Below are 19,003 nucleotides of genomic sequence, written 5' to 3'. Positions count from 1 at the left end.
GAAACCGCCGCGCATCTCGTCGATCACGTCTTCCCGCGCCTGCCGGTGCGGCAATAAATAGGGGACAGACCACGGTTTCTGTTTCCCCGGCATGAAAACCGTGGGTGTCCCCTGTTTTACTGTTTTAATGGATAACTACATATGCCAAGGTTGTGGTTTTCACCTTCAAGTTGGCGAGTCTTACGTCATTGAAGTTCACCACTTGGAACCGTTATCGGCAACGTGGGAAAGAGAGACGAAAATCGAAAAATTAGTTTCGCTTTGTCCGACGTGCCATCGAATTGCTCATCTCCGAAGCACACCTTACTCTGTAGAAGAAATTCGGGGCGTTCGGGGTGCCTGACAGAAGTCCCTGAGCTTGAACGTTGGGCCTCTTGCTGCGTACGCACGGCCACTTGACAAGCGTACGTTATATCGTACCATGTGAGCTTCTTTGAAGGAGCGCGAAATGAACATACTTACCGCCAGCGAAGCCCGGGCAAATCTTTACAGGCTAATTGATCAAACAGTCGAGTCTCACGAGCCAATCATCATTTCCGGGAAACGCAGCAATGCCGTGCTTCTTTCTGCGGAAGATTGGAGCGCAATTCAAGAAACTTTGTACCTACTGGCCGTACCTGGTATGCGCGAGTCCATCAAGGCTGGGATGGCCGAACCCCTTGCAAAAAGCTCGAAGGAGCTTAAGTGGTGAGTTGGGAACTTGTTTATGCCAAACAAGCAATGAAGGATGCAAAGAAGCTTGCTGCAAGCGGCCTTAAACCAAAGGCGCAAGAACTGCTCGCGGTTCTTGCCAACGATCCGTTTCAGAATCCACTTCCCTTTGAAAAATTGGTCGGTGATCTTGCCGGGGCATACTCTCGCCGCATCAATATTCAGCACCGAATCGTGTATGAAGCCTTTACCCAAGAGAAAACTGTTCGCGTCCTGCGTATGTGGACGCACTATGAATGAGAGGCCCAACCCGGCGCTCAGCGTCAAGGCATTTACGCCCGTTTTCGGTCGTGCTGGTTTCACGGTTTGTGCTTCAAAGTCAATAATAGGGGACACGGTTTCTGTTTCCCCTACCATTAAAACCGGAAAACCGTGGTCTGTCCCCTGTTTTTTTCTTAGTCTGAGGCTCTCAATGTCAGCAGAGTTGAGCCGCCACATTGGCTCGCGCCATGTGCAGTTTCTTGTAGCTGTCGATCAGGCGCTGGTGCCTATCGAGCCCCTCCAGTTTCATGCTCGTGGGGGTTAGTCCGAAGAAGCGCACGCTGCCGTCCACTGACCCCAGCACTGCGTCCATCCGCGGGTTGCCAAACATCCGGCGGAAATTGACTTCGTAATCGTCCAGTTCCAGATCGTCGTCCAGCAGCACCTCCAGCACCACATTCACCGCCTGATAAAACAATCCGCGCTCGGCCGTGTTTTCGTTGTACTGCAGGAAGGTTTCGACCAGCTCTTTCGTTGCTTCAAATTGCCGCAAGGCGAGATTGATCAGCAGTTTCAACTCTAGAATGGTGAGTTGACCCCAAGCCGTGTTCTCGTCAAATTCGATTCCGATCAATGTGATTATGTCGGTGTAATCATCCAGTTCACTGTCTTCCAAACGTTGAAGCAGTGCTTCCAGGCCGGCATCATCCAGATGATGCAGATTCAAAATATCGGCGCGGAACAACAGCGCTTTGTTGGTGTTATCCCAGATCAAATCTTCTACCGGATAAATTTCCGAATAGCCCGGCACCAAAATACGGCAGGCCGTTGCGCCTAAATTATCAGACACGGCCATGTACACTTCTTTGCCCATGTTTTCGAGAATGCCGAACAACACCGCGGCTTCCTCGGCGTTGGCGCTCATTTTGGTGCTCATTTTGGTGCTCTGACCCTGGCTGGAAAAATCCCACTCAACAAAATCATAGTCGGCTTTGGCGCTGAAAAAGCGCCAGGACACCACGCCGCTGGAATCAATGAAGTGCTCAACAAAGTTATTCGGTTCTGTCACGGCATTACTTACAAAGGTGGGCTGAGGCAAATCGTTCAGGCCTTCAAAACTGCGACCCTGCAGCAACTCGGTAAGACTACGTTCCAGCGCCACCGGGAGGCTTGGGTGCGCCCCGAACGAGGCAAACACCCCGCCAGTACGCGGGTTCATCAAGGTGACGCACATCACTGGATACTCGCCGCCTAGCGACGCATCCTTTACCAGTACCGGAAAGCCCTGTTCTTCCAGACCCTGAATCCCGGCCAGGATGCCGGGGTATTTAGCCAGCACTTCGTGCGGCACATCAGGCAGGGTGATTTCACCTTCCAGAATTTCGCGCTTTACCGCACGTTCGAAAATTTCTGACAGGCATTGCACCTGCGCTTCAGCCAGCGTATTTCCGGCACTCATGCCATTGCTGAGGAACAGGTTATCGATCAGGTTGGACGGAAAATACACTGTTTCGCCGTCCGACTGGCGCACATACGGCAGCGCACAAATGCCGCGCTGCACATTGCCGGAGTTGGTGTCGTACAGATGCGAGCCACGTAACTCACCGTCGGAGTTGTAAATTTGCAAACAGTATTCATCGAGTATTCCAGCCGGCAGCGCATCTTTACGGCCAGGCTTAAACCAGCGCTCATTCGGGTAATGGACAAACGCCGCGCTGGCAAGGTCTTCGCCCCAAAATTGATCGTTGTAGAAATGATTGAAATTCATTCGTTCGATGAATTCGCCCAGCGCCGACGCCAACGCGCTTTCTCTGGTTGCTCCCTTGCCATTGGTAAAACACATCGGCGAGTGCGCATCGCGGATATGCAGCGACCACACATTGGGAACAATATTGCGCCACGAAGCGATTTCAATCTTCATGCCCAAGCCCGCCAAGACTCCGGACATATTGGCGATGGTTTGCTCCACAGGCAGATCCTTGCCTGCAATATAGGTACTCGCTTCCGAAGCTGGATTCAGCATCAGCAATGACTGGGCATCGGCATCCAGATTTTCCACTTCCTCAATCACAAAATCCGGCCCGGTTTGCACCACCTTTTTCACCGTACAACGGTCGATGGAGCGCAAAATGCCCTGGCGGTCTTTGGCCGAAATATCCGCCGGCAACTCGACCTGAATCTTGAAAATCTGCTGGTAGCGGTTTTCCGGATCAACAATATTGTTCTGCGACAGGCGGATGTTATCGGTGGAAATACCGCGAGTTGCGCAGTACAACTTCACAAAATAAGCCGCACACAAAGCCGATGAAGCCAGAAAGTAATCGAACGGTCCCGGCGCCGAGCCATCGCCCTTATAGCGGATAGGCTGATCGGCCACCACCGTGAAGTCATCGAACTTGGCTTCAAGACGAAGCTTGTCGAGAAAGTTGACCTTGATTTCCATGCGGGAATCCCAAAATAGCGTTCCAAAGAATTGGCCGCTATTATCGGGTTTTCCCAGTGGAAAAACCGTGCTTCACAGCAGTTCGAGGATCCGGGGTGGTGGCGCCGACAACAGCATGCATAGCCGCGACGAACGTTTCAAAGATCAGACACACCACAAAGCCAAGCCCGGTGACCGCCGATGAGGAGACCGCCAGGCTGCGGTTTCAACTGGCAGCTTGATGATCATAAAGCTGCCATAGTCTTTGGAAAAATCATACAGGGTCGGAATCGGAAGTAGAGACAGGTGTCTTCGGGTGCCATTTGCATTTCTGGATATCAGTGATGCGGCTACTGGCGGCAATTCGGCAAATGAGGCCCGACCCGCGCGATGCCTCGATCCGTTCGCTGCTGGAATATCGGGCAGCCTGCGATCCTCAGGCCACTTTCATGCTGGCGCCGGAAAACGGGTGTCGCCTCAGCTTCGCCGAACTCTTGCAGTCATCCCGCCACCTGGCGGCTTTTCTGGACTCGCATGGAATAGCGCCCGGTGCTCACGTCAGCATGGTCCTGCCAAACGGGCTGCAGGCGGTACGGACTTTTGTTGGAACCATGGCCGCAGCCCGAGTCGTGGTGCCGCTGAGTCTGATTGCCCAAGTCGGGCAACTAGCCTATGTCATTGAGCACTCCGACTGCGTCGCGGTCTTTGTCGCGGTCGAATTTGAGGCGCGTCTACGGGCCGCATTGGCCAAGCTCTCGCGTCCGGTTATGGTGTTTGTCGTTGATCCCGATGTGGTCGGCATGGGAGAGGAAAAAGCGCTGACGGCGTGGCCGGAAACGGAACCTGTAGCCGAGGATACGGCGCTGCTGATGTACACCTCCGGCACCACCGGGCTTCCCAAAGGCGTTCTGCTCTCGCATAACAATGTCCTTTCCGGCGCCCGCTTTGTCAGCGCCGTGCACGGACTGGGCGGTTCCGATCGTGTTCTGGCGGTGCTGCCGCTGTACCACATCAACGCCCAGATCGTCACCGTGCTGGCGCCGCTCTACCATGGCGGGAGCCTGGTCATGCCGCGGCGTTTCAGCAAGCAGGCCTTCTGGTCGCTGGCTGAAGAGCACCGCTGCACCTGGCTCAACGTGGTGCCGACGATCATCGCTTTCTTGCTCGGGGAGTGCACAGAATCGGCCGATGCCAGCATTCCTGCACTCGATCATTCGCGTCTGCGCTTCTGTCGCTCGGCATCGGCCCCGCTGCCGCCGGCGCATCAGCAAGCCTTCGAGGAACGCTTCGGCGTCCCTGTGGTGGAAACCATGGGACTGACCGAAACGGCCGCTCCGGTATTCGCCAATTTCAGTGACATGGAACGACGAAAGATCGCCAGCCCCGGCCAGGCGTATGGTAACGAAGCCAGGGTGATCGATGCGGCGACGGGCCTTGAATTGCCATCAGGCAGTCCCGGAGAAATTATCGTGCGCGGCCCGAATGTTACGTCCGGGTACTACAAGTCGCCGGATGAAACTCGCCGGGCATTTACCGCCGATGGCTGGCTTCGCACCGGTGATCTAGGCTGTCGCGATGAGGACGGCTTCTATTTCATCACCGGTCGCCTCAAGGAACTGATCATCAAGGGCGGCGAAAACATCGCCCCGCGCGAAATCGACGAGGTGCTACTGCAACATCCCGCTGTTCTCGAAGCGGCTGCCGTCGGTGTGCCCGATGCGCTCTACGGGCAGGAAATACTGGTTGGCATCGTTCTGCGGCCGGGCGCGCATTGTGGTGAAGTGAACCTCATGGAGTTTTGTCGCGAGCGTCTGGGTGCTTTCAAAACGCCTCGCTACCTGCGATTCATGTCCGAACTTCCCAAAGGGCCATCAGGCAAGGTGCAGCGTAATCGGCTGCTGGAATCCTGACTCGAAGGAAAATTCCTGATTGACCACGGCTATCAGGGCCATCGATACTTGATCGGGTCAGCCTCAAAGTTCCTATCCTGAAAAACACTCCACGATCAACGGACACGGACATCGCGCCATGAACAAACCATCCCTGCGGCCGGGCATCGGCGGCGTTATTGCAATGAGCAAACGTCGCCGGTGCTGCTTTGACAAATTACTACCCCGGTTTGTACCGACATGAATCCGACCATCGAACTGCCACCTTTGCAGAAGAAACTCGCCATCCTGCTCTGGGCGGCAACGCCGGAGCGGCCCGAATTGTGCACCATGCCTTTTGTTTACGCGGCGGTAGCGGCGGCGATGGACTGCGAAGTCGAACTGCATTTCACCGGCACGTCGGTACGCCTGCTGGTCGAAGGCGTCGCTGCCGGGATTGTTCCGGGCGGCGTTACAGCAAAGTCGATTTACGGCTTCATGCAGGAGGCGGCCGAGCAGGGCGCCCGCTTTCTTGGATGCAGCATGGCGCTACATGACCACCTTGCCGCCGACGAGATGAAGATTGCGGAATTTTCCGGCACAGCCGGAGCGGCAACGTTTATCATGCGCAGTCTTGACCCCGAATGGCGGGTCATGATTTTTTAAGCAGCACCGAATACAGAATTGCGGTCTGAGTACCGCTTGAACACGAAAGGGGCATCGCTTCGATGCCTCGGGTAAGCCCCGGCGACTTCCGCGCCAGGGCGGTTGAAGCCGAAGGCAGGAAAACGGCTTTTTTATCGGGAGTATTGCAATGCCCCTTTCTTCCCCACAGCCTGCGTGCTGCGGCGAGGCGATGCCTGCCGGCGCGCTTCCAGGTCCCGGTGATGCCACCTGGGATGCCGGCGACCTCGGTTGCGGCGAACTGATACTCGAACTCAGGCTGCGCATGCGCCGACTCGATAGCGGCCAGGTATTACGCCTGACCGCCCGCGACCCCGGCGCGCCCGCCGACATCCCAGCGTGGTGCCGCATGACCGGCCACCGCCTGCTGCAAACCGACCCCGCCACACAGCTTTATTTCATCCAACGTCCTTAGAAAGGGAATCTCATGTCCGGAAAATTCTGTGTCAGCCTCACCTGCGCCAAAAACGATACCGACAAGGCCACCGTCGCCTTCGTCGTGGCCAATGCCGCCCTCGGCTCCGACCAGGAAACGCTGGTCTTCCTGAGCACCGAAGCCGTTCGTCTGGCCGTAAAGGGCTACTCCGACGACATTCATGAGGAAGGTTTCGCCCCGCTCAAGCAGTTGATGGACAACTACATCGCCGGTGGCGGCCAGTTGTTCGTCTGTTCGCCCTGCTTCAAGAAGCGCGGCCTCGACGAAACCCAGTTGATCGACGGTGCGCTGATTGTCGGTGGCGCCAAGCTGGTCGAATTTCTCTCGCAGGACGCCGCATCGCTCAGCTTCTGAACATGGAAAACAGGCACGTATCGCACCCCGACAGCAGCTTCGACGGTGGCGATCTCGACTGTGGCAGCGGCCTGCTGCTGCTCATCCGCCGCCACATCGACCCGCTCGCCGCAGGGCAGACGCTGGAGATTCTGTCCACCGACGCCACCGTCGCGGTCGACCTGCCGGCGTGGTGCCGGATGACCGGCAACGACCTGCTTTCGCTGGAAAAGCGTAGCGCCCGGCAGAACAGCTATCTGGTCCGCAAAGGCGTCCCTGTCGAGCGTAATGCCAAAGCCGCAGCGGTGAAAGTCGAGCAAGCCGTGGCAAACCCGGTGGCCAAAGCCATGCCGGATGTACCGCCCCTGCGCCCGCTTTCGGTGATGGGCATGGGCTCCTGGCCTCGGCCGAGCTGGATGCTGCGCGCCATTCACGAGCGCATGGCCGGACGCATGTCGGAGGACGAATTCCAGGCCATCGCCGACGATGCCGTCAGCCAGGCGGTGGACGCCCAGTTGCGTGCCGGCGTTGATGTCCTCACCGACGGTGAGCAGCGGCGCGATTCCTACGCCAGTTTTGTCGGCGGCATTCTGGAGAATTGCCAGCTCATCCCGCTGACCGATCTGTTGCCCTATGTCAGCGATCCCGAGAAGTTCGAGAAGGAGTTGCGCGCACTCGATATTCCGGCGCACGAAGTCAGGCACCCGGCCGTTTTCGGTCGCATCGCCCGCATCCAGCCGCTGACCCTGCATGAATTTCAGTATGCGAAAACGCTGGCCGACAAGCCGGTGAAGATCGCCTTGCCCGGCCCCTATCTGCTGACCCGCACGATGTGGATGGAATGCCTGTCCGACCGTGCCTACGCGTCACGCGAAGTGCTGGCCGAGGATATCGTTCGCATCCTGCGTGAAGAGCTTGCCGACCTGCTCAATGCCGGCGTGGCACTGGTGCAGTTCGATGAGCCGGTGCTCTCGGAAGTGGTTTTCTCGCGCCAGAAGCCCGGCTCTGGCGGACGCAGCTTCATGTGTGGTGCGCTCGGCGAAAAGAAGCCGATCGACGAGGAACTGGCTTTCGCCCGCGACCTGATCAACGCCGTCGTTGCCGGTTTTCCGCGCGAGCGGACGGCCATGCACGTCTGTCGCGGCAACTGGTCATCGGACGAATCGGTGGCGCTTACCGGCGACTATGGCGCCCTGCTGCCGCACTTCAAGCAACTCGACGTCGGCACCTTCATGCTCGAACTTGCCACGCCGCGGGCTGGCGAAATCGAACTGTTGCGTGAATTGCCTGACGACCGGCGGATTGGTGTCGGCGTGGTCAACCAGAAACTCGAGAAGATCGAGAGTGTCGATGAAGTGTTCGCCAGAGCCGAGGCGGCCATCGCGCTGTTCGGCCCGGAGCGCGTACTGCTCAACCCGGACTGCGGCTTTGCCACCTTTGCCGACAATCCCCTGGCGTCGAGCCGTGTCGCCGAAGGCAAGCTGCGGAGTATTGTCGCTGCGTCAACGCGCTTGCGCGACAAGTACGGGGTTTAAGTTTGACACCCGGCGCCGATCGACGGCGCCGGGGTGGAAGACTGGTGCGCCCTTCGTCAAATTCATGCTTTTTGCCATCCAGGGTCATTGGGGGTTGACTGACAGTTAGGTCTGCAGTCGGAGAACCACCGCGACCGAAGTGATAGTTCCCCTCAAGCCACCTCGTCTCAGGGGCGATAAAGAGGCCTGCAAGCGACCGTCTTCCTACAGAAGGTCATTCGACGCAAATTTAAGAATCTCGTTATCGTTGCTGGCGTTTGCGATATTCACGCCAAGTTCCATAAATTCGGCAGAGATCTCCTTGAACGCGCGGAAACGGCGCTCAGCCTCTTGGGGAGGCGGTTCCAAAGCAAAAAGAACCCGTTGGGGCAGTTGGTTCAGCCGCTTTAGCCGCTTAACTTTACTTACCCAGCCATCACCTTTGGTAAGAATGTGCGTTGTGTCAGCTTGGCCAAGGAACAGTGGCTTGATCACGCTCGTAACGTTCTCTCCGTCTTTCCGAATAAACGGGAAGCGGACCACAAAGTCGTCATCACCAATTTTGCCCTCGCCAAATGGTAAGTGCGCGCCATAAAGCAATCGACCAACCCTGTTTTCCAGCAAGCGTTCCTGATATTCCTTCGTCACGAAATTGCGACCGATGTAGTGCTCGAAAAGAGCCTCCAGTTTCGCTTTCGGCTCGTCCGCCATGACCAGCCGTGTCGAATCGAAGCGCAACAAGCCTTCGCGAACCCGAGTAAGTTCCACATAGATGTGTTCTGCCAGTGCCTTGTCCGGGGTCGTACGGCGACCGTCCAGGGCATCTTGACGAATGAACGTCTTGATCCGATTCAACTCTTCACGGAACCCGGCAATCGCTTCCAGATAGACCTTACGATCGAGTTCCGGAAAAAAGTGGGTGACCCGGCTGTACCTCTTCAGCAGTTTGAAGTCAAAGAAACGATGCTCGACATCGAGCATTACGATCCCGACATTGGCGAACTCGCCCGTCTCAATGAAGGGGCGAAACTGGACTACGGCGTAAGCGCAGGCGGCTTTCACTAGAGTTCCTCCCAAAAAAAATCGTTATTGAAACGGGACAGCACGGCTTTGACCTCAGCGCGGTCAAAGTTCGCCGGGACGCCATCGTCAACCCACCACCACTCGGGAGGGACATTATCGCAGGCAATATCGAAAGCGGCTAGCGCTGCGGAGAACCGCTCCAGATAGAGGGCGCGTTCAGCCACATCAGAAAACACCGCGCGTCCTGCTTCAGCGAATACATGCAGTTCCAACGCGGATTTGCCGCTGAATTCAGTATCGAAAGCACAATTGTGATCGATTACGGCAAGTTGCTTCGCCTCACAGTCCCATAGCAGGTTGGGGTTCCCGCCTAAACTGGTCAGCGTTCGATCGCCATTCTTAATCCACCAATCGAACATGAAGATGTCTCTTGCCGTGCGCTCGCTGATCTCATCGGCCTGCATGGCTGACTGCAACTGCGCCACATTCAGTTCCTGAACGTGGGGTAGCGCTTGTGAACCAAACGCCAGGCCGCTACCGAGGTCCTTGACGTCTGCCATGAACAACGGCTGGATCAATTCTTCGGGCACATCAACGATCGCGAAGCTGGCAATCTCAAGCCCGAAGGCCCAAGCCAGTTGCCCACTGATCAGCTCGGCAATCTGGCTACGCCGTCCGGCATCCCTGCCTTTGACAAAGTATTGGTGGTCATCGCCCCCCCGGCAAATGAACGGTCGTGTTTTGCCCTGATCAGAACGCCTGACAATTTCTTCTATGTCGATCCTTCGGACAATCATTTGGCATCCTTTCGGTGTCGTCGACTGGAGGAAATACGGAGCTCTTCACGTGCTCCAAACGGATGACTATCCGAGATGTACTTGAGGAAGATGAGGCCGAGGACGACGTGCTTGTATTCGGCCGCGTCCATGTTGTTGCGCAGTTTGTCGGCGGTGAGCCAGAGCTTGGCTTCGAAGCCGATCGTCGCGGCGGAGTCGTTTTTCTTGTTTGGCGTCTTCGCCATCAGATTGCCTTTTGCTTGGTGAGAATGTTCAGGTGCGCTTCAAATCCAATGTCTTCAGCATCTTAGCTGATTTGGGTGGCCTGCTTTTGCCTGTTTGCAACAGAAGCCGTGGCGCAGGCCTTTGAATCTATCCAACCGACTCGATTTATTCTTGGCCCATTGGCTTCTGCTGAGCATGCCCCGGTTGCAGTGTGCAATTCACCCAGGCCTGGCATTTCTTACGTCGCGACTCGCAATCCTGCTATCAACCGCTTGAAAAATTTGTCCAAAAAAAAGGCGCATGCCCAGCAGCTAGCCGTTACGTTAAGGTGTTGATGAAATGCGGATGGAAGCCGCAACCCATTGAACTGACGTACATTTATGCAGAAAATGCTGAAGGAAAAATCTCCTTGAGCGCTTATCGCGAAAATCCGCACGTCTTCAACGAGTTACGCCGGCCTAGTCGGCGCTATCAACACCTTAACGTAACGGCTAGTGCCCAGCAGGCATGCGCCTTTTAAGTCGCTGTAAAAGCTTTTGCCTAAAGCGATGCGTCCTTGACCTTGATCTCCTTCGGAATCAGCTTGAGTTCGAAGAATGTGTCGGCGATCTTCTGTTGTTCGGCGAGGACCTTGCTGTTGATCGGTTTGACGTCGTTGCTGTAGCGCCGGATGCTCTGCTCGACGATCGCCTGGTCGAGTCCTTGCAGTGGCGAGAGTTGCGTTGCTGCTTCCTTATAGTTCTTGTTGATCCACTGTCCCTGTTTCTGCAGTTCCTCGAACAACTGCTTGACCACGTCGGTGCGTTTTTCAGCAAACTGGCGCTCGGCGAGGAAGAAGGCATAGTTGTTAACCACACCCTTGCCATCGGCCAGGATACGGGCGTCGATCTGCTTCTCTGCGGCGGCGGTGTAGGGATCCCAGATTACCCAGGCGTCAACGCTGCCGCGTTCAAATGCGGCGCGCGCATCGGCTGGCGCCAGGAATATCGGCTGAATGTCCGAGTATTTGAGGCCGTGTTTTTCGAGTAGTCTGACCAGCAGGAAATGAACGTTCGATCCCTTGTTGAGCGCAATCTTCTTGCCCTTCAGGTCGGCCACGGTCTTGATCGTCGAACCCTTCGGCACGATCAGCGCTTCGGCACTCGGTGCCGGTTCCTCGTGGCCGACATAGACGAAGTTGGCGCCGGCGGCCTGGGCAAAGATCGGTGGCGCTTCGCCGACATAGCCGAAATCGATGGCGCTGACGTTGAGCCCCTCAAGCAACTGGGGGCCCGCCGGGAACTCGACCCACTTGACTTCGATGCCCTGAGGGGCAAAGAGCTTCTCCAGCGAGCCTTGGGCCTTCACCAGAGTTAGCAGGCTGGCCGATTTCTGGAAGCCGATGCGCAGCAGCTTCGCGTTGTATTCGGCACGAACGAGTCCGCTGCTGGCCGCCAGGCCGATGCCTAGCACAACGCCAATGAGGGTCTTGAGGAAATTTCTCTTCATGGTGGTATTCCTGACAAAGTTGGGTTTCGAAAAACCCAGTTTCCATCAGGCGCGCCGGCTATGGAACTAACTATTTCTGCTTTGCATATTCAGTCGGCGCTTATAAGCATCTGCATGGACTTAAAAGTGATGCATGGCTGCAGACCGCATTGACAGGCGATCTACAGCCATCATGCCTGAAGGATGCCGTATCCATTGGCTTGCAGGTTGGGTGCTTTGCAGAACGCCAATTGGCGCGGGTTACAGCGATAGCGTCAGTCTTCGATGATTTCGAAGTCGTGGGTGATTTCGGCGGTCTTGCCGAGCATGATCGATGCCGAGCAGAACTTGTTTTTCGAAAGATCGATGGCGCGTGCAACGGCTTCCGGTTTCAGGCCTTTTCCACTGACACGGAAATGGAAATGAATGTGCGTGAAAATTTTCGGATCGGTTTCGGCACGTTCTGCCTTGAGGCTGACTTCGCATCCCGAGATGGCGTGGCGTCCCTTTTTCAGGATCATCACCACATCGAATGCGCTGCATCCGCCGGTGCCGACCAGCACCATTTCCATCGGCCGTGGCGCCTGGTTTCGTCCACCAGCTTCCGGTGCGCCATCCATCATTACCGCGTGATTGCTTCCTGTTTCGGCCAGAAACGACATGCCGTCGCCCGTCCACTTAACCTTGCACTCCATGTGCAGTCCTCACATTCAAAAAGTGCTTATTCTATGCCGCCTCTGTGGCCAGGACGACTTCCGTCGACTTGAAAAGCGCCAGGACTTCGGCGCCGAGTTCCAGCGGCTGTTCGCTCAATGAGCGTGTGGAAACGGTAGCGGTGACGATGCCGCTGGCCGTTTCAATGCGCACTTCCGAGAGCGGGCGGTCGATGGTGATGCCGACGATTCGGCCGGGGATCTGGTTGCGCACGTTGATCGCGTTCACCGTCATCAGACGCTTCAATACGCGATTCTCCAGCGCGGCGAATTCCGGCTGGCCATGCTCGCGCGGGCGAGCGAGGCTGACCTGCTCGTCGAGCGTGATGCGTCCTTCTTCGACCAGCAGGATGCGATCCGCGACGGCGACCGCATCCGATACGTCATGGGTGACGAGAACCGCCGTAAAACCATGCTGCTGCCAAAGGCTGACAATGAGGCGCTGCATCTCGATGCGGGTGAGGGCATCGAGTGCGCCAAGCGGTTCATCAAGCAACAGCAGTCGCGGTCGGTGAATGAGCGCCCGGGCCAGGGCCACGCGCTGGCGCTGACCACCGGAAAACCGGCCAGGCCAGTCATCGGCGCGATCCGCCAGCCCAACCTGCTCCAGCACTTCTTGCGCCAGTGCCCGAACTTCGTCCTTGTTTCCCGGAAGTCCGAGTGCCACGTTCTGGATGACCGTGCGCCAAGGCAGCAGGCGTGCATCCTGGAACATGAACCGGACGTCATTGCGGTTGTGTTCTTTTTCGTCGCCGTCGAAGGCAATGCGGCCATCGGTGATTTCTTCCAGTCCCGCCAGCAGGCGGAGCAGGGTGCTTTTTCCGCAGCCGCTGCGTCCGACGACGGAGACGAACTCCCCCGGGCGGATATCCAGATCGAGTCCATGCAGCACCTCGCGTTCGCCGAAGCATTTGACCAGCTTGCTGATGGAAAGGCCCAAGCCACTGTCCGTCGCTTGCACGGCCTGCAGGGACGCTATTTCTGTGTCGTTGACCAGCATTTTATTTTCCCTCAATCAAACCGCGCGGTAGGCGCCGTTGTAGGCGCTGTTCCACTTCAGCCAGTGGCGCTCAAGGGCACGTGCGGCGAAGTCGGCCAGCTTGCCGAGCAGGGCGTAGAGCAGAATGCCCAGCAGCACCACATCGGGTTGCAGAAACTCGCGTGCATTCATCGTCATGTAGCCGATGCCGGACTGCGCCGAGATGGTCTCGGCGACGATCAGGATGACCCACATGAAGCCCAGGGCATAACGGATGCCGACCAGGATCGAGGCCAGCGCCCCGGGCAGGATCACTTCGCGATAGAGCGACCAGCCGCTCAGGCCATAGCTTTTGCCCATCTCGATCAGTGCCGGATCGACCGAGCGAATACCGTGAAAGGTGTTGATATAGACGGCGAAGAAAACGCCGATGGAAATGAGAAACAGTTTGGCCGTTTCGTCGATCCCGAACCACAGGATGACCAGCGGGATCAGCGCCAGCGGCGGGATGTTGCGCACCATCTGCAGCGTCGTGTCGAGCGCGATTTCCATGTTGCGGAAAGAGCCGGTGAGCATCCCGAGCAGCAAGCCCAGACCGCCGCCCACGGCAAAACCGGAGAGGGCGCGCAAGGCGCTGACCCACACATGCAGCCACAATTCCCCGGAAATCAATAGCCGGATGGCCGCCCTGACCACGGCCAGCGGCTCGGGAAGAATACGGCTGGAGAGCCAGCCGGCCTGCGAGGACAATTGCCAGAATGCCAGGATGGCAATCGGCAATAGCCAGGGCAGGATGGCGTTGATGAGGTGTTTGTAGAGTCGACGATAAGCGGTCATGTGTGCCTTCTGCTTGAGTGTGGCAATTCTCTGGTCACGTCAGCGTCACGGCTTCCAGATACTGATGTCGGCGGTGCTGACCTTGCGCGGCAACAGTCCTTCGTTCAGGAAAGTGTCGGCGATCTGCTGTTGTTCGCTGAGCGAGGCCGGGCTGACGATGCGCACTTCATAGGAGCGGCGGCTGTTGGCCAGTTCGACCGTCTCGGTGTCAAGCCCCCAGACCGGTGCCAGCAACTCGGCGGCGGCTTTCGGGTTCTTCTTCACCCAGAGACCGGCGCCGCGCAATTCCTCGAATACGGCGTTCAGCACGTCCGGCCGGGCCTTGGCAAACGGGGTGGCGGCCAGGTAGTAACGCTGATAGTCGGCGACATTCTTGCCGTCAGCCACGATGCGCACCTTGCTCTGCTGCTGAACGCCGGCCAGGAAGGGGTCCCAGGTTACCCAGGCATCGACGGCGCCGCGCTCGAAAGCGGCACGGCCATCGGCCGGGATAAGGTAGGCCGGGTCAATGTCCTTGAATTTGAGTCCCGCACGTTCCAGCAGGGCGATCAACAGATAATGCGATCCGGCCGCCTTGGTGACGGCGATGCGTTTTCCTTTCAGGTCAGCCACCGTCTGAATCGGCGAATCTGCCCGAACCAGCAGGGCCTGGGCGGAAGGAGAGGGTGCTTCCTGCGCCTGATAAGTGAGTTTCGCACCGGCGGCCAAAGCAAACACCGGGACGGTGTCAGCGACGTCCGCGCTGATGTCGATATTGCCAAGGTTGAGTGCTTCGAGCAGTGGCAGACCGCTGGTAAATTCGTGCCAACTGATCCTGACGCCCAGTCCGTTGAGGCGTTTTTCCAGGGAATTGTTGGTCTTGAGCACCGTAATCAGCGTGGACGATTTCTGATAGCCGATGCGCATTACTTTCTTATTTGCTTATGCCGTAAATGATCGATGGCGAGCACCGCCGCCGGGGTCAGTGGCTGTGCCAGATCTGCCGCAGCGGCGCTGGTCGATGGCCTATGGGGTTCGGCGATACTTTAGCGTGGCCAGGTTCACTGTCAGGCAGGTTGCCAAGTTCGCTACGCATCGATTCGATGATGGCTTTGCCAAGTGGCCAGGGGCCATGGCCGGAGGCGACATTGAGGTGCCCGACCGGGCCGAGATTGACGCAGCGCACGCCCCAGTTCGCGGCCAGAGCGGTGGCTTTTTCAATCGGAAGCCAGGGGTCGTTGTCGCTGGCGATGAGCAGCCCCGGCTGGGCGAGTGACTCGGCAAACATTCTGTGCGACAGAGCGAAACGCTCCGGGTCGGCCGGGGCCACGAGGAGGGTGGCGGTTGATATTCACGAAGTTGATATGGTTATCAGGATAAATTCGTTGGTCGGGGTGTGGCTATACCTTATGGTTGCAAGCATTAACTTTAGCGTGAAAGTCGTACCAGCGACTCTCGAATCTCCCCTCGCCCTCCGGGAGGGGCCGGGGGTGAGGGAAACGGGCAGGACTTACATTGCTTGGGGTGACTGACATAGCCATGCCCGTTAGGCGAATTAAGCAAAAATTGAGCACACGCCTCACCGGAGTACCGCGAGGAGTAATACCCGCCATGTCCAATACCACCGACTGTAAGCAATCGGGCAGCACCGACTCAGGCATCGACTTACTGCCGACAAGGCAGAAGAACGCTTTGCGCCTCCTTCTCAACAAGGCAAGCTTTACCCCCGAAGAAATCGCAGCGATCGATTTTCGAGTCCTGATGCGTGCGCCAGGAATCGGTAAGAACAGTATCACTATCATCCGCACCTGGCTGAATAGCCACGGCTACGAAATATCTACTCTACCAACAACCACTGTCAATCAGCGAAGCGCACAACGGATACGCAAACTTGAACGTGCGATTGACTATCTGCGCTGGCATGGCTATGAGGTGCGCCGTTCGAACTGAAGCGAAGTCGATGCACCGAAGCTCATCTTTCTGTCATGTTGCCTATTGATCATGCGTGGTATTCGCAGTTGGGACAAGGCTTGGAGGTTTACCTTTTTCAACGGATCAAGAAGAAATCCATTGGTTCAGAAACAGCCGAAAACACGCTGAATTCCGAAGGCTTCGAAGTAAAAAAAGTAGATACAGTGCCACCTCTGCCAGCGTCAATTCTCGTGTTTATTACAATTAGTTATATCATACGGAAAATATATTATTTCAGAATCTAAGCAGATGTCCATAAAGTTGCGCTATTTACCAATTGACCATAATTGGACCCCACGACATCGATTGCTTTGTCATTTCACGCACCGCCACCGATATGCAAAACCATCTTCATTTTTCAAGCGTAGTGCCCTGCCTGATTTATCACGGGCAACAGCTTGACTGTTTTTCAAATGATTCTGAACAACAAGTGGGGCCAGTTCTACAAGGTCATTCTTTAACAGATTCAACTTCGTCGCCGCCTTCTTGGTGGCGAGCCAGAGACGGCGGGCAGCAAAACGCATTTATTTATAGAGGCAAATAATGGGTATTTCGGTCAGCAACATCAACAAGCGCTTCGGCAGTTTCACCGCGCTCGACAACGTCAGCCTGGATTTCCCCACGGGGGAACTGGTCGCCTTGCTTGGGCCGTCGGGCTGCGGCAAGACGACCTTGCTGCGCATCATCGCCGGCCTGGAACATGCCGACGGCGGCGATGTCTTTCTCGAAGGCGTCGATGCCTCGGGGCTGCACGTGCGCGAGCGCGCAGTCGGCTTCGTCTTCCAGCACTACGCGCTGTTCCGCCACATGACCGTGTTCGACAATGTCGCCTTCGGCCTGCGCGTCAAACATCGCGACCTGCGCCCGAGCGAGGCCGAAATCCATCGCAAGGTCAAGGATCTGCTGAAGCTGGTGCAACTCGACTGGCTGGCCGATCGCTACCCATCGCAACTTTCCGGCGGCCAGCGCCAGCGCATCGCTTTGGCCCGCGCGCTGGCCGTCGAGCCCAAGGTGCTGCTGCTAGACGAACCGTTTGGCGCGCTTGACGCCAAGGTGCGCAAGGAACTGCGCCGATGGTTGCGCCAGTTGCACGACGAGTTGCATATCACCAGCATTTTCGTCACCCACGACCAGGAAGAAGCGCTTGAAGTAGCCGACCGCGTGGTGCTCATGGATCACGGCAAGATCGAGCAGATCGGCACCCCGGACGAGGTTTACGACCATCCGGCCTCGCCCTTCGTCTATGGCTTCCTCGGCTCGGTGAATCTCTTTCATGGCCGCGTGGACGGTCAGGCGCTGCGCGTCGGCGAACACGCACTCGAACTGGAAGCACACGATCTGGCGCACGACGCCTCGGCCATCGGCTATGCGCGTCCGCACGAGGTGCAACTGCTGGTCGACGATGGCGAAGGGCAGTGCGGTTTGCCGGCACAGGTGCTGCGCATCACCAGCTCCGGCGCGCTGGCAACGGTGGAGTTGCAGCGTGATGAAGGTCATGGCAATGGAGAGACGGGCGGACGCGTCGAGGTCACGGTCTTCCGCGATTATCTGCGCCAGCTCGGCGTCCAGGAGGGTGACCGCGTTCGGCTGAAGCCGCAGCGCGTACGCGTATTTCCGGCGGAAGCCGTCGCGCCGCTATTGGCCGCTTAGGAGAAGAGCATGAATTTCCAGCAACTGCGCATCGTGCGCGAGACGGTGCGTCAGGACTTCAACCTGACCACCGTGGCCAACACGCTGTTTACCTCGCAGCCCGGCGTATCGAAGCACATCAAGGATCTTGAGGACGAGCTCGGCATCGAGATCTTCGTGCGCCGCGGCAAGCGCCTGCTCGGGCTGACCGAACCGGGCAAGGAGTTGCTGGCGGTGGTCGAGCGCATCCTGCTCGACGCGCAGAACGTGCGCAGCATCGCCGAGCAGTTTTCCAGCCGCGAGACGGGCAACCTGATCATCGCCACCACGCACACCCAGGCGCGTTACGCGCTGCCCGAGGTGATCAAGCACTTCAAGGCCGACTACCCGAAGGTGCATCTGGTGCTGCATCAGGGCAGTCCGCGCGAGATCGCCGAACTGCTGACTGCCGGCGAGGCCGACATCGCGGTGGCCACCGAGGGGCTGGAAAGCATACCGGAGGTGGTGACCTTCCCTTGCTATACGTGGAGCCACGCGCTGATCGTTCCGCAGGGGCACCCGCTGACGCAATTGACAGAACTGACGCTGGCCGATCTCGCCGAATATCCAATCATCACCTATCACGAGGGGTTTACCGGGCGCACCAACATCGACCGCAGCTTTACCGATGCCGGGCTGGCACCCGACATCGTGCTTTCGGCGATCGATGCCGACGTAATCAAGACCTATGTCGATGTCGGCCTCGGTATCGGCATTGTTGCTTCGATGGCCTACAACCCGGAACGTGACGGCAATCTCGTTCGCCTCGATTTGCCTGGTCTGTTCAAGCCGAACACGACACGTCTGGCGTTGCGCAGGGGGATTTACCTGCGAAGCTACGCCTACGCCTTCATCCACAAGCTGGTGCCGGGGCTGACCGAGGAAAAGATCAGCGAAAGCTTGAGGAAGGAGATGGTTGTTGCACTTTGATTCTCGTAATAGTTCTCGAGTCGATTTCAAACTGCCTGTTTGCCCATCGAAGTCAGTGCCACCAGCGTGTCCGAGCGATCAATGAATTGAATTGATGGCCGACGCCGATCCGTCGAAGTATTACTACCAGTTTCATTCGCCGGAGATGCTGCCCGAAACGGAAATTCTGTACAAGGCAAGATGTATCTGCGCACGGCAGATGAATCTACGGTCAGAGAACCTGATCTCTACCAAACAGTTCCCTGCCTTTTTTTTCCAATAATTTC

General features: G+C 57.2%; 22 protein-coding genes. 11 read left to right on the top strand and 11 right to left on the bottom strand.

The window, feature by feature from the left end; all coding sequences use genetic code 11:
- The first annotated feature begins 91 nt into the window (after positions 1 to 91).
- From ACOYNV_RS19275 to ACOYNV_RS19265, 3 genes are all read left to right on the top strand, one after another.
- Positions 92 to 343: an HNH endonuclease gene (locus ACOYNV_RS19275; RefSeq protein WP_422901431.1), complete on the top strand. Its 252-nt coding sequence runs from the start codon at positions 92 to 94 to the stop codon at positions 341 to 343.
- Between the two features lie 105 nt (positions 344 to 448).
- Positions 449 to 691: a type II toxin-antitoxin system Phd/YefM family antitoxin gene (locus tag ACOYNV_RS19270; protein ID WP_422901430.1), complete on the top strand. Its 243-nt coding sequence runs from the start codon at positions 449 to 451 to the stop codon at positions 689 to 691.
- Positions 688 to 951 (top strand): Txe/YoeB family addiction module toxin, encoded by a 264-nt coding sequence (locus ACOYNV_RS19265; RefSeq protein ID WP_422901429.1) that lies wholly within the window; start codon positions 688 to 690, stop codon positions 949 to 951. Before ACOYNV_RS19270 ends, ACOYNV_RS19265 begins: the two co-directional genes overlap by 4 nt.
- Before the next feature lie 175 nt (positions 952 to 1,126).
- On the opposite strand, the gene ACOYNV_RS19260 is transcribed toward ACOYNV_RS19265, so the two are convergent.
- Positions 1,127 to 3,355 carry an OsmC domain/YcaO domain-containing protein gene (locus tag ACOYNV_RS19260; protein ID WP_422901428.1) on the bottom strand — a complete coding sequence of 743 codons (2,229 nt, stop codon included), beginning with the start codon at positions 3,353 to 3,355 and terminating at the stop codon, positions 1,127 to 1,129.
- A gap of 350 nt (positions 3,356 to 3,705) precedes the next feature.
- On the opposite strand from ACOYNV_RS19260, the gene ACOYNV_RS19255 reads away from it, so the two are divergent.
- The 5 genes from ACOYNV_RS19255 (at position 3,706) to ACOYNV_RS19235 (ending at position 8,190) form a co-directional block, all read left to right on the top strand.
- Complete coding sequence (locus tag ACOYNV_RS19255; RefSeq protein WP_422901427.1) at positions 3,706 to 5,244, top strand: AMP-binding protein; 1,539 nt, start codon at positions 3,706 to 3,708, stop codon at positions 5,242 to 5,244.
- Between the two features lie 219 nt (positions 5,245 to 5,463).
- Positions 5,464 to 5,868 (top strand): DsrE family protein, encoded by a 405-nt coding sequence (locus ACOYNV_RS19250; RefSeq protein ID WP_422901426.1) that lies wholly within the window; start codon positions 5,464 to 5,466, stop codon positions 5,866 to 5,868.
- Between the two features lie 148 nt (positions 5,869 to 6,016).
- On the top strand, positions 6,017 to 6,301 hold the full coding sequence (locus ACOYNV_RS19245; protein ID WP_422901425.1) for a sulfurtransferase TusA family protein: 285 nt from the start codon (positions 6,017 to 6,019) through the stop codon (positions 6,299 to 6,301).
- A gap of 12 nt (positions 6,302 to 6,313) precedes the next feature.
- Positions 6,314 to 6,676 (top strand): DsrE family protein, encoded by a 363-nt coding sequence (locus ACOYNV_RS19240; protein WP_422901424.1) that lies wholly within the window; start codon positions 6,314 to 6,316, stop codon positions 6,674 to 6,676.
- 2 nt (positions 6,677 to 6,678) lie between these two features.
- Entirely contained in the window at positions 6,679 to 8,190 is a 1,512-nt protein-coding gene (locus ACOYNV_RS19235) for a sulfurtransferase TusA family protein (RefSeq protein ID WP_422901423.1), read from the top strand.
- A gap of 204 nt (positions 8,191 to 8,394) precedes the next feature.
- Here the strand turns inward: ACOYNV_RS19235 and ACOYNV_RS19230 are convergent, their stop codons facing one another.
- From ACOYNV_RS19230 to ACOYNV_RS19190, 9 genes are all read right to left on the bottom strand, one after another.
- On the bottom strand, positions 8,395 to 9,231 hold the full coding sequence (locus ACOYNV_RS19230; RefSeq protein ID WP_422901422.1) for a DUF3037 domain-containing protein: 837 nt from the start codon (positions 9,229 to 9,231) through the stop codon (positions 8,395 to 8,397).
- Positions 9,231 to 9,989, bottom strand: coding sequence for a HipA family kinase (locus tag ACOYNV_RS19225; protein ID WP_422901421.1), 759 nt, complete (start codon positions 9,987 to 9,989; stop codon positions 9,231 to 9,233). Before ACOYNV_RS19225 ends, ACOYNV_RS19230 begins: the two co-directional genes overlap by 1 nt.
- A complete protein-coding gene (locus ACOYNV_RS19220) occupies positions 9,986 to 10,213 on the bottom strand; it encodes a type I restriction-modification system subunit M N-terminal domain-containing protein (RefSeq protein ID WP_422901420.1) in 228 nt (75 codons plus the stop codon). Before ACOYNV_RS19220 ends, ACOYNV_RS19225 begins: the two co-directional genes overlap by 4 nt.
- A gap of 520 nt (positions 10,214 to 10,733) precedes the next feature.
- Entirely contained in the window at positions 10,734 to 11,681 is a 948-nt protein-coding gene (locus ACOYNV_RS19215; RefSeq protein WP_422901419.1) for a sulfonate ABC transporter substrate-binding protein, read from the bottom strand.
- A gap of 254 nt (positions 11,682 to 11,935) precedes the next feature.
- Positions 11,936 to 12,355 (bottom strand): OsmC family protein, encoded by a 420-nt coding sequence (locus ACOYNV_RS19210; protein ID WP_422901418.1) that lies wholly within the window; start codon positions 12,353 to 12,355, stop codon positions 11,936 to 11,938.
- 31 nt (positions 12,356 to 12,386) lie between these two features.
- Entirely contained in the window at positions 12,387 to 13,373 is a 987-nt protein-coding gene (locus ACOYNV_RS19205) for an ATP-binding cassette domain-containing protein (RefSeq protein WP_422901417.1), read from the bottom strand.
- Between the two features lie 15 nt (positions 13,374 to 13,388).
- A complete protein-coding gene (gene ssuC, locus ACOYNV_RS19200; protein ID WP_422901416.1) occupies positions 13,389 to 14,189 on the bottom strand; it encodes an aliphatic sulfonate ABC transporter permease SsuC in 801 nt (266 codons plus the stop codon).
- A gap of 45 nt (positions 14,190 to 14,234) precedes the next feature.
- The gene (locus ACOYNV_RS19195; protein WP_422901415.1) at positions 14,235 to 15,095 is read right to left on the bottom strand and encodes an aliphatic sulfonate ABC transporter substrate-binding protein; all 861 of its coding nucleotides are present in this window, start codon (positions 15,093 to 15,095) and stop codon (positions 14,235 to 14,237) included.
- 55 nt (positions 15,096 to 15,150) lie between these two features.
- Positions 15,151 to 15,498: an RBBP9/YdeN family alpha/beta hydrolase gene (locus ACOYNV_RS19190; protein ID WP_422901414.1), complete on the bottom strand. Its 348-nt coding sequence runs from the start codon at positions 15,496 to 15,498 to the stop codon at positions 15,151 to 15,153.
- 281 nt (positions 15,499 to 15,779) lie between these two features.
- Between ACOYNV_RS19190 and ACOYNV_RS19185 the strand changes: the two genes are divergently transcribed.
- Complete coding sequence (locus ACOYNV_RS19185; RefSeq protein WP_422901413.1) at positions 15,780 to 16,118, top strand: hypothetical protein; 339 nt, start codon at positions 15,780 to 15,782, stop codon at positions 16,116 to 16,118.
- A gap of 335 nt (positions 16,119 to 16,453) precedes the next feature.
- Here the strand turns inward: ACOYNV_RS19185 and ACOYNV_RS19180 are convergent, their stop codons facing one another.
- A complete protein-coding gene (locus ACOYNV_RS19180; RefSeq protein ID WP_422901412.1) occupies positions 16,454 to 16,663 on the bottom strand; it encodes a hypothetical protein in 210 nt (69 codons plus the stop codon).
- A gap of 19 nt (positions 16,664 to 16,682) precedes the next feature.
- On the opposite strand from ACOYNV_RS19180, the gene ACOYNV_RS19175 reads away from it, so the two are divergent.
- Both ACOYNV_RS19175 and ACOYNV_RS19170 read left to right on the top strand, forming a co-directional pair.
- On the top strand, positions 16,683 to 17,789 hold the full coding sequence (locus tag ACOYNV_RS19175; protein WP_422901411.1) for a sulfate/molybdate ABC transporter ATP-binding protein: 1,107 nt from the start codon (positions 16,683 to 16,685) through the stop codon (positions 17,787 to 17,789).
- A gap of 9 nt (positions 17,790 to 17,798) precedes the next feature.
- Positions 17,799 to 18,737: a CysB family HTH-type transcriptional regulator gene (locus ACOYNV_RS19170; RefSeq protein WP_422901410.1), complete on the top strand. Its 939-nt coding sequence runs from the start codon at positions 17,799 to 17,801 to the stop codon at positions 18,735 to 18,737.
- Positions 18,738 to 19,003: the final 266 nt, after the last annotated feature.

The organism is Propionivibrio sp. (assembly GCF_049316945.1).
GTDB lineage: Bacteria > Pseudomonadota > Gammaproteobacteria > Burkholderiales > Rhodocyclaceae > Propionivibrio.
Note: the sequence above shows the minus strand (reverse complement) of the source record. Positions and strands in the feature narration are given on the sequence as shown.

Bases quoted from the DNA above. Each gene is read 5' to 3' on its own strand.
- ACOYNV_RS19275 (WP_422901431.1), top strand. From the start codon at position 92: ATGAAAACCGTGGGTGTCCCCTGTTTTACTGTTTTAATGGATAACTAC.
- ACOYNV_RS19270 (WP_422901430.1), top strand. From the start codon at position 449: ATGAACATACTTACCGCCAGCGAAGCCCGGGCAAATCTTTACAGGCTA.
- ACOYNV_RS19260 (WP_422901428.1), bottom strand. From the start codon at position 3,355: ATGGAAATCAAGGTCAACTTTCTCGACAAGCTTCGTCTTGAAGCCAAG.
- ACOYNV_RS19255 (WP_422901427.1), top strand. From the start codon at position 3,706: ATGAGGCCCGACCCGCGCGATGCCTCGATCCGTTCGCTGCTGGAATAT.
- ACOYNV_RS19250 (WP_422901426.1), top strand. From the start codon at position 5,464: ATGAATCCGACCATCGAACTGCCACCTTTGCAGAAGAAACTCGCCATC.
- ACOYNV_RS19245 (WP_422901425.1), top strand. From the start codon at position 6,017: ATGCCCCTTTCTTCCCCACAGCCTGCGTGCTGCGGCGAGGCGATGCCT.
- ACOYNV_RS19240 (WP_422901424.1), top strand. From the start codon at position 6,314: ATGTCCGGAAAATTCTGTGTCAGCCTCACCTGCGCCAAAAACGATACC.
- ACOYNV_RS19235 (WP_422901423.1), top strand. From the start codon at position 6,679: ATGGAAAACAGGCACGTATCGCACCCCGACAGCAGCTTCGACGGTGGC.
- ACOYNV_RS19225 (WP_422901421.1), bottom strand. From the start codon at position 9,989: ATGATTGTCCGAAGGATCGACATAGAAGAAATTGTCAGGCGTTCTGAT.
- ACOYNV_RS19220 (WP_422901420.1), bottom strand. From the start codon at position 10,213: ATGGCGAAGACGCCAAACAAGAAAAACGACTCCGCCGCGACGATCGGC.
- ACOYNV_RS19215 (WP_422901419.1), bottom strand. From the start codon at position 11,681: ATGAAGAGAAATTTCCTCAAGACCCTCATTGGCGTTGTGCTAGGCATC.
- ACOYNV_RS19210 (WP_422901418.1), bottom strand. From the start codon at position 12,355: ATGGAGTGCAAGGTTAAGTGGACGGGCGACGGCATGTCGTTTCTGGCC.
- ACOYNV_RS19205 (WP_422901417.1), bottom strand. From the start codon at position 13,373: ATGCTGGTCAACGACACAGAAATAGCGTCCCTGCAGGCCGTGCAAGCG.
- ssuC (WP_422901416.1), bottom strand. From the start codon at position 14,189: ATGACCGCTTATCGTCGACTCTACAAACACCTCATCAACGCCATCCTG.
- ACOYNV_RS19195 (WP_422901415.1), bottom strand. From the start codon at position 15,095: ATGCGCATCGGCTATCAGAAATCGTCCACGCTGATTACGGTGCTCAAG.
- ACOYNV_RS19185 (WP_422901413.1), top strand. From the start codon at position 15,780: ATGTCCAATACCACCGACTGTAAGCAATCGGGCAGCACCGACTCAGGC.
- ACOYNV_RS19180 (WP_422901412.1), bottom strand. From the start codon at position 16,663: ATGCGTTTTGCTGCCCGCCGTCTCTGGCTCGCCACCAAGAAGGCGGCG.
- ACOYNV_RS19175 (WP_422901411.1), top strand. From the start codon at position 16,683: ATGGGTATTTCGGTCAGCAACATCAACAAGCGCTTCGGCAGTTTCACC.
- ACOYNV_RS19170 (WP_422901410.1), top strand. From the start codon at position 17,799: ATGAATTTCCAGCAACTGCGCATCGTGCGCGAGACGGTGCGTCAGGAC.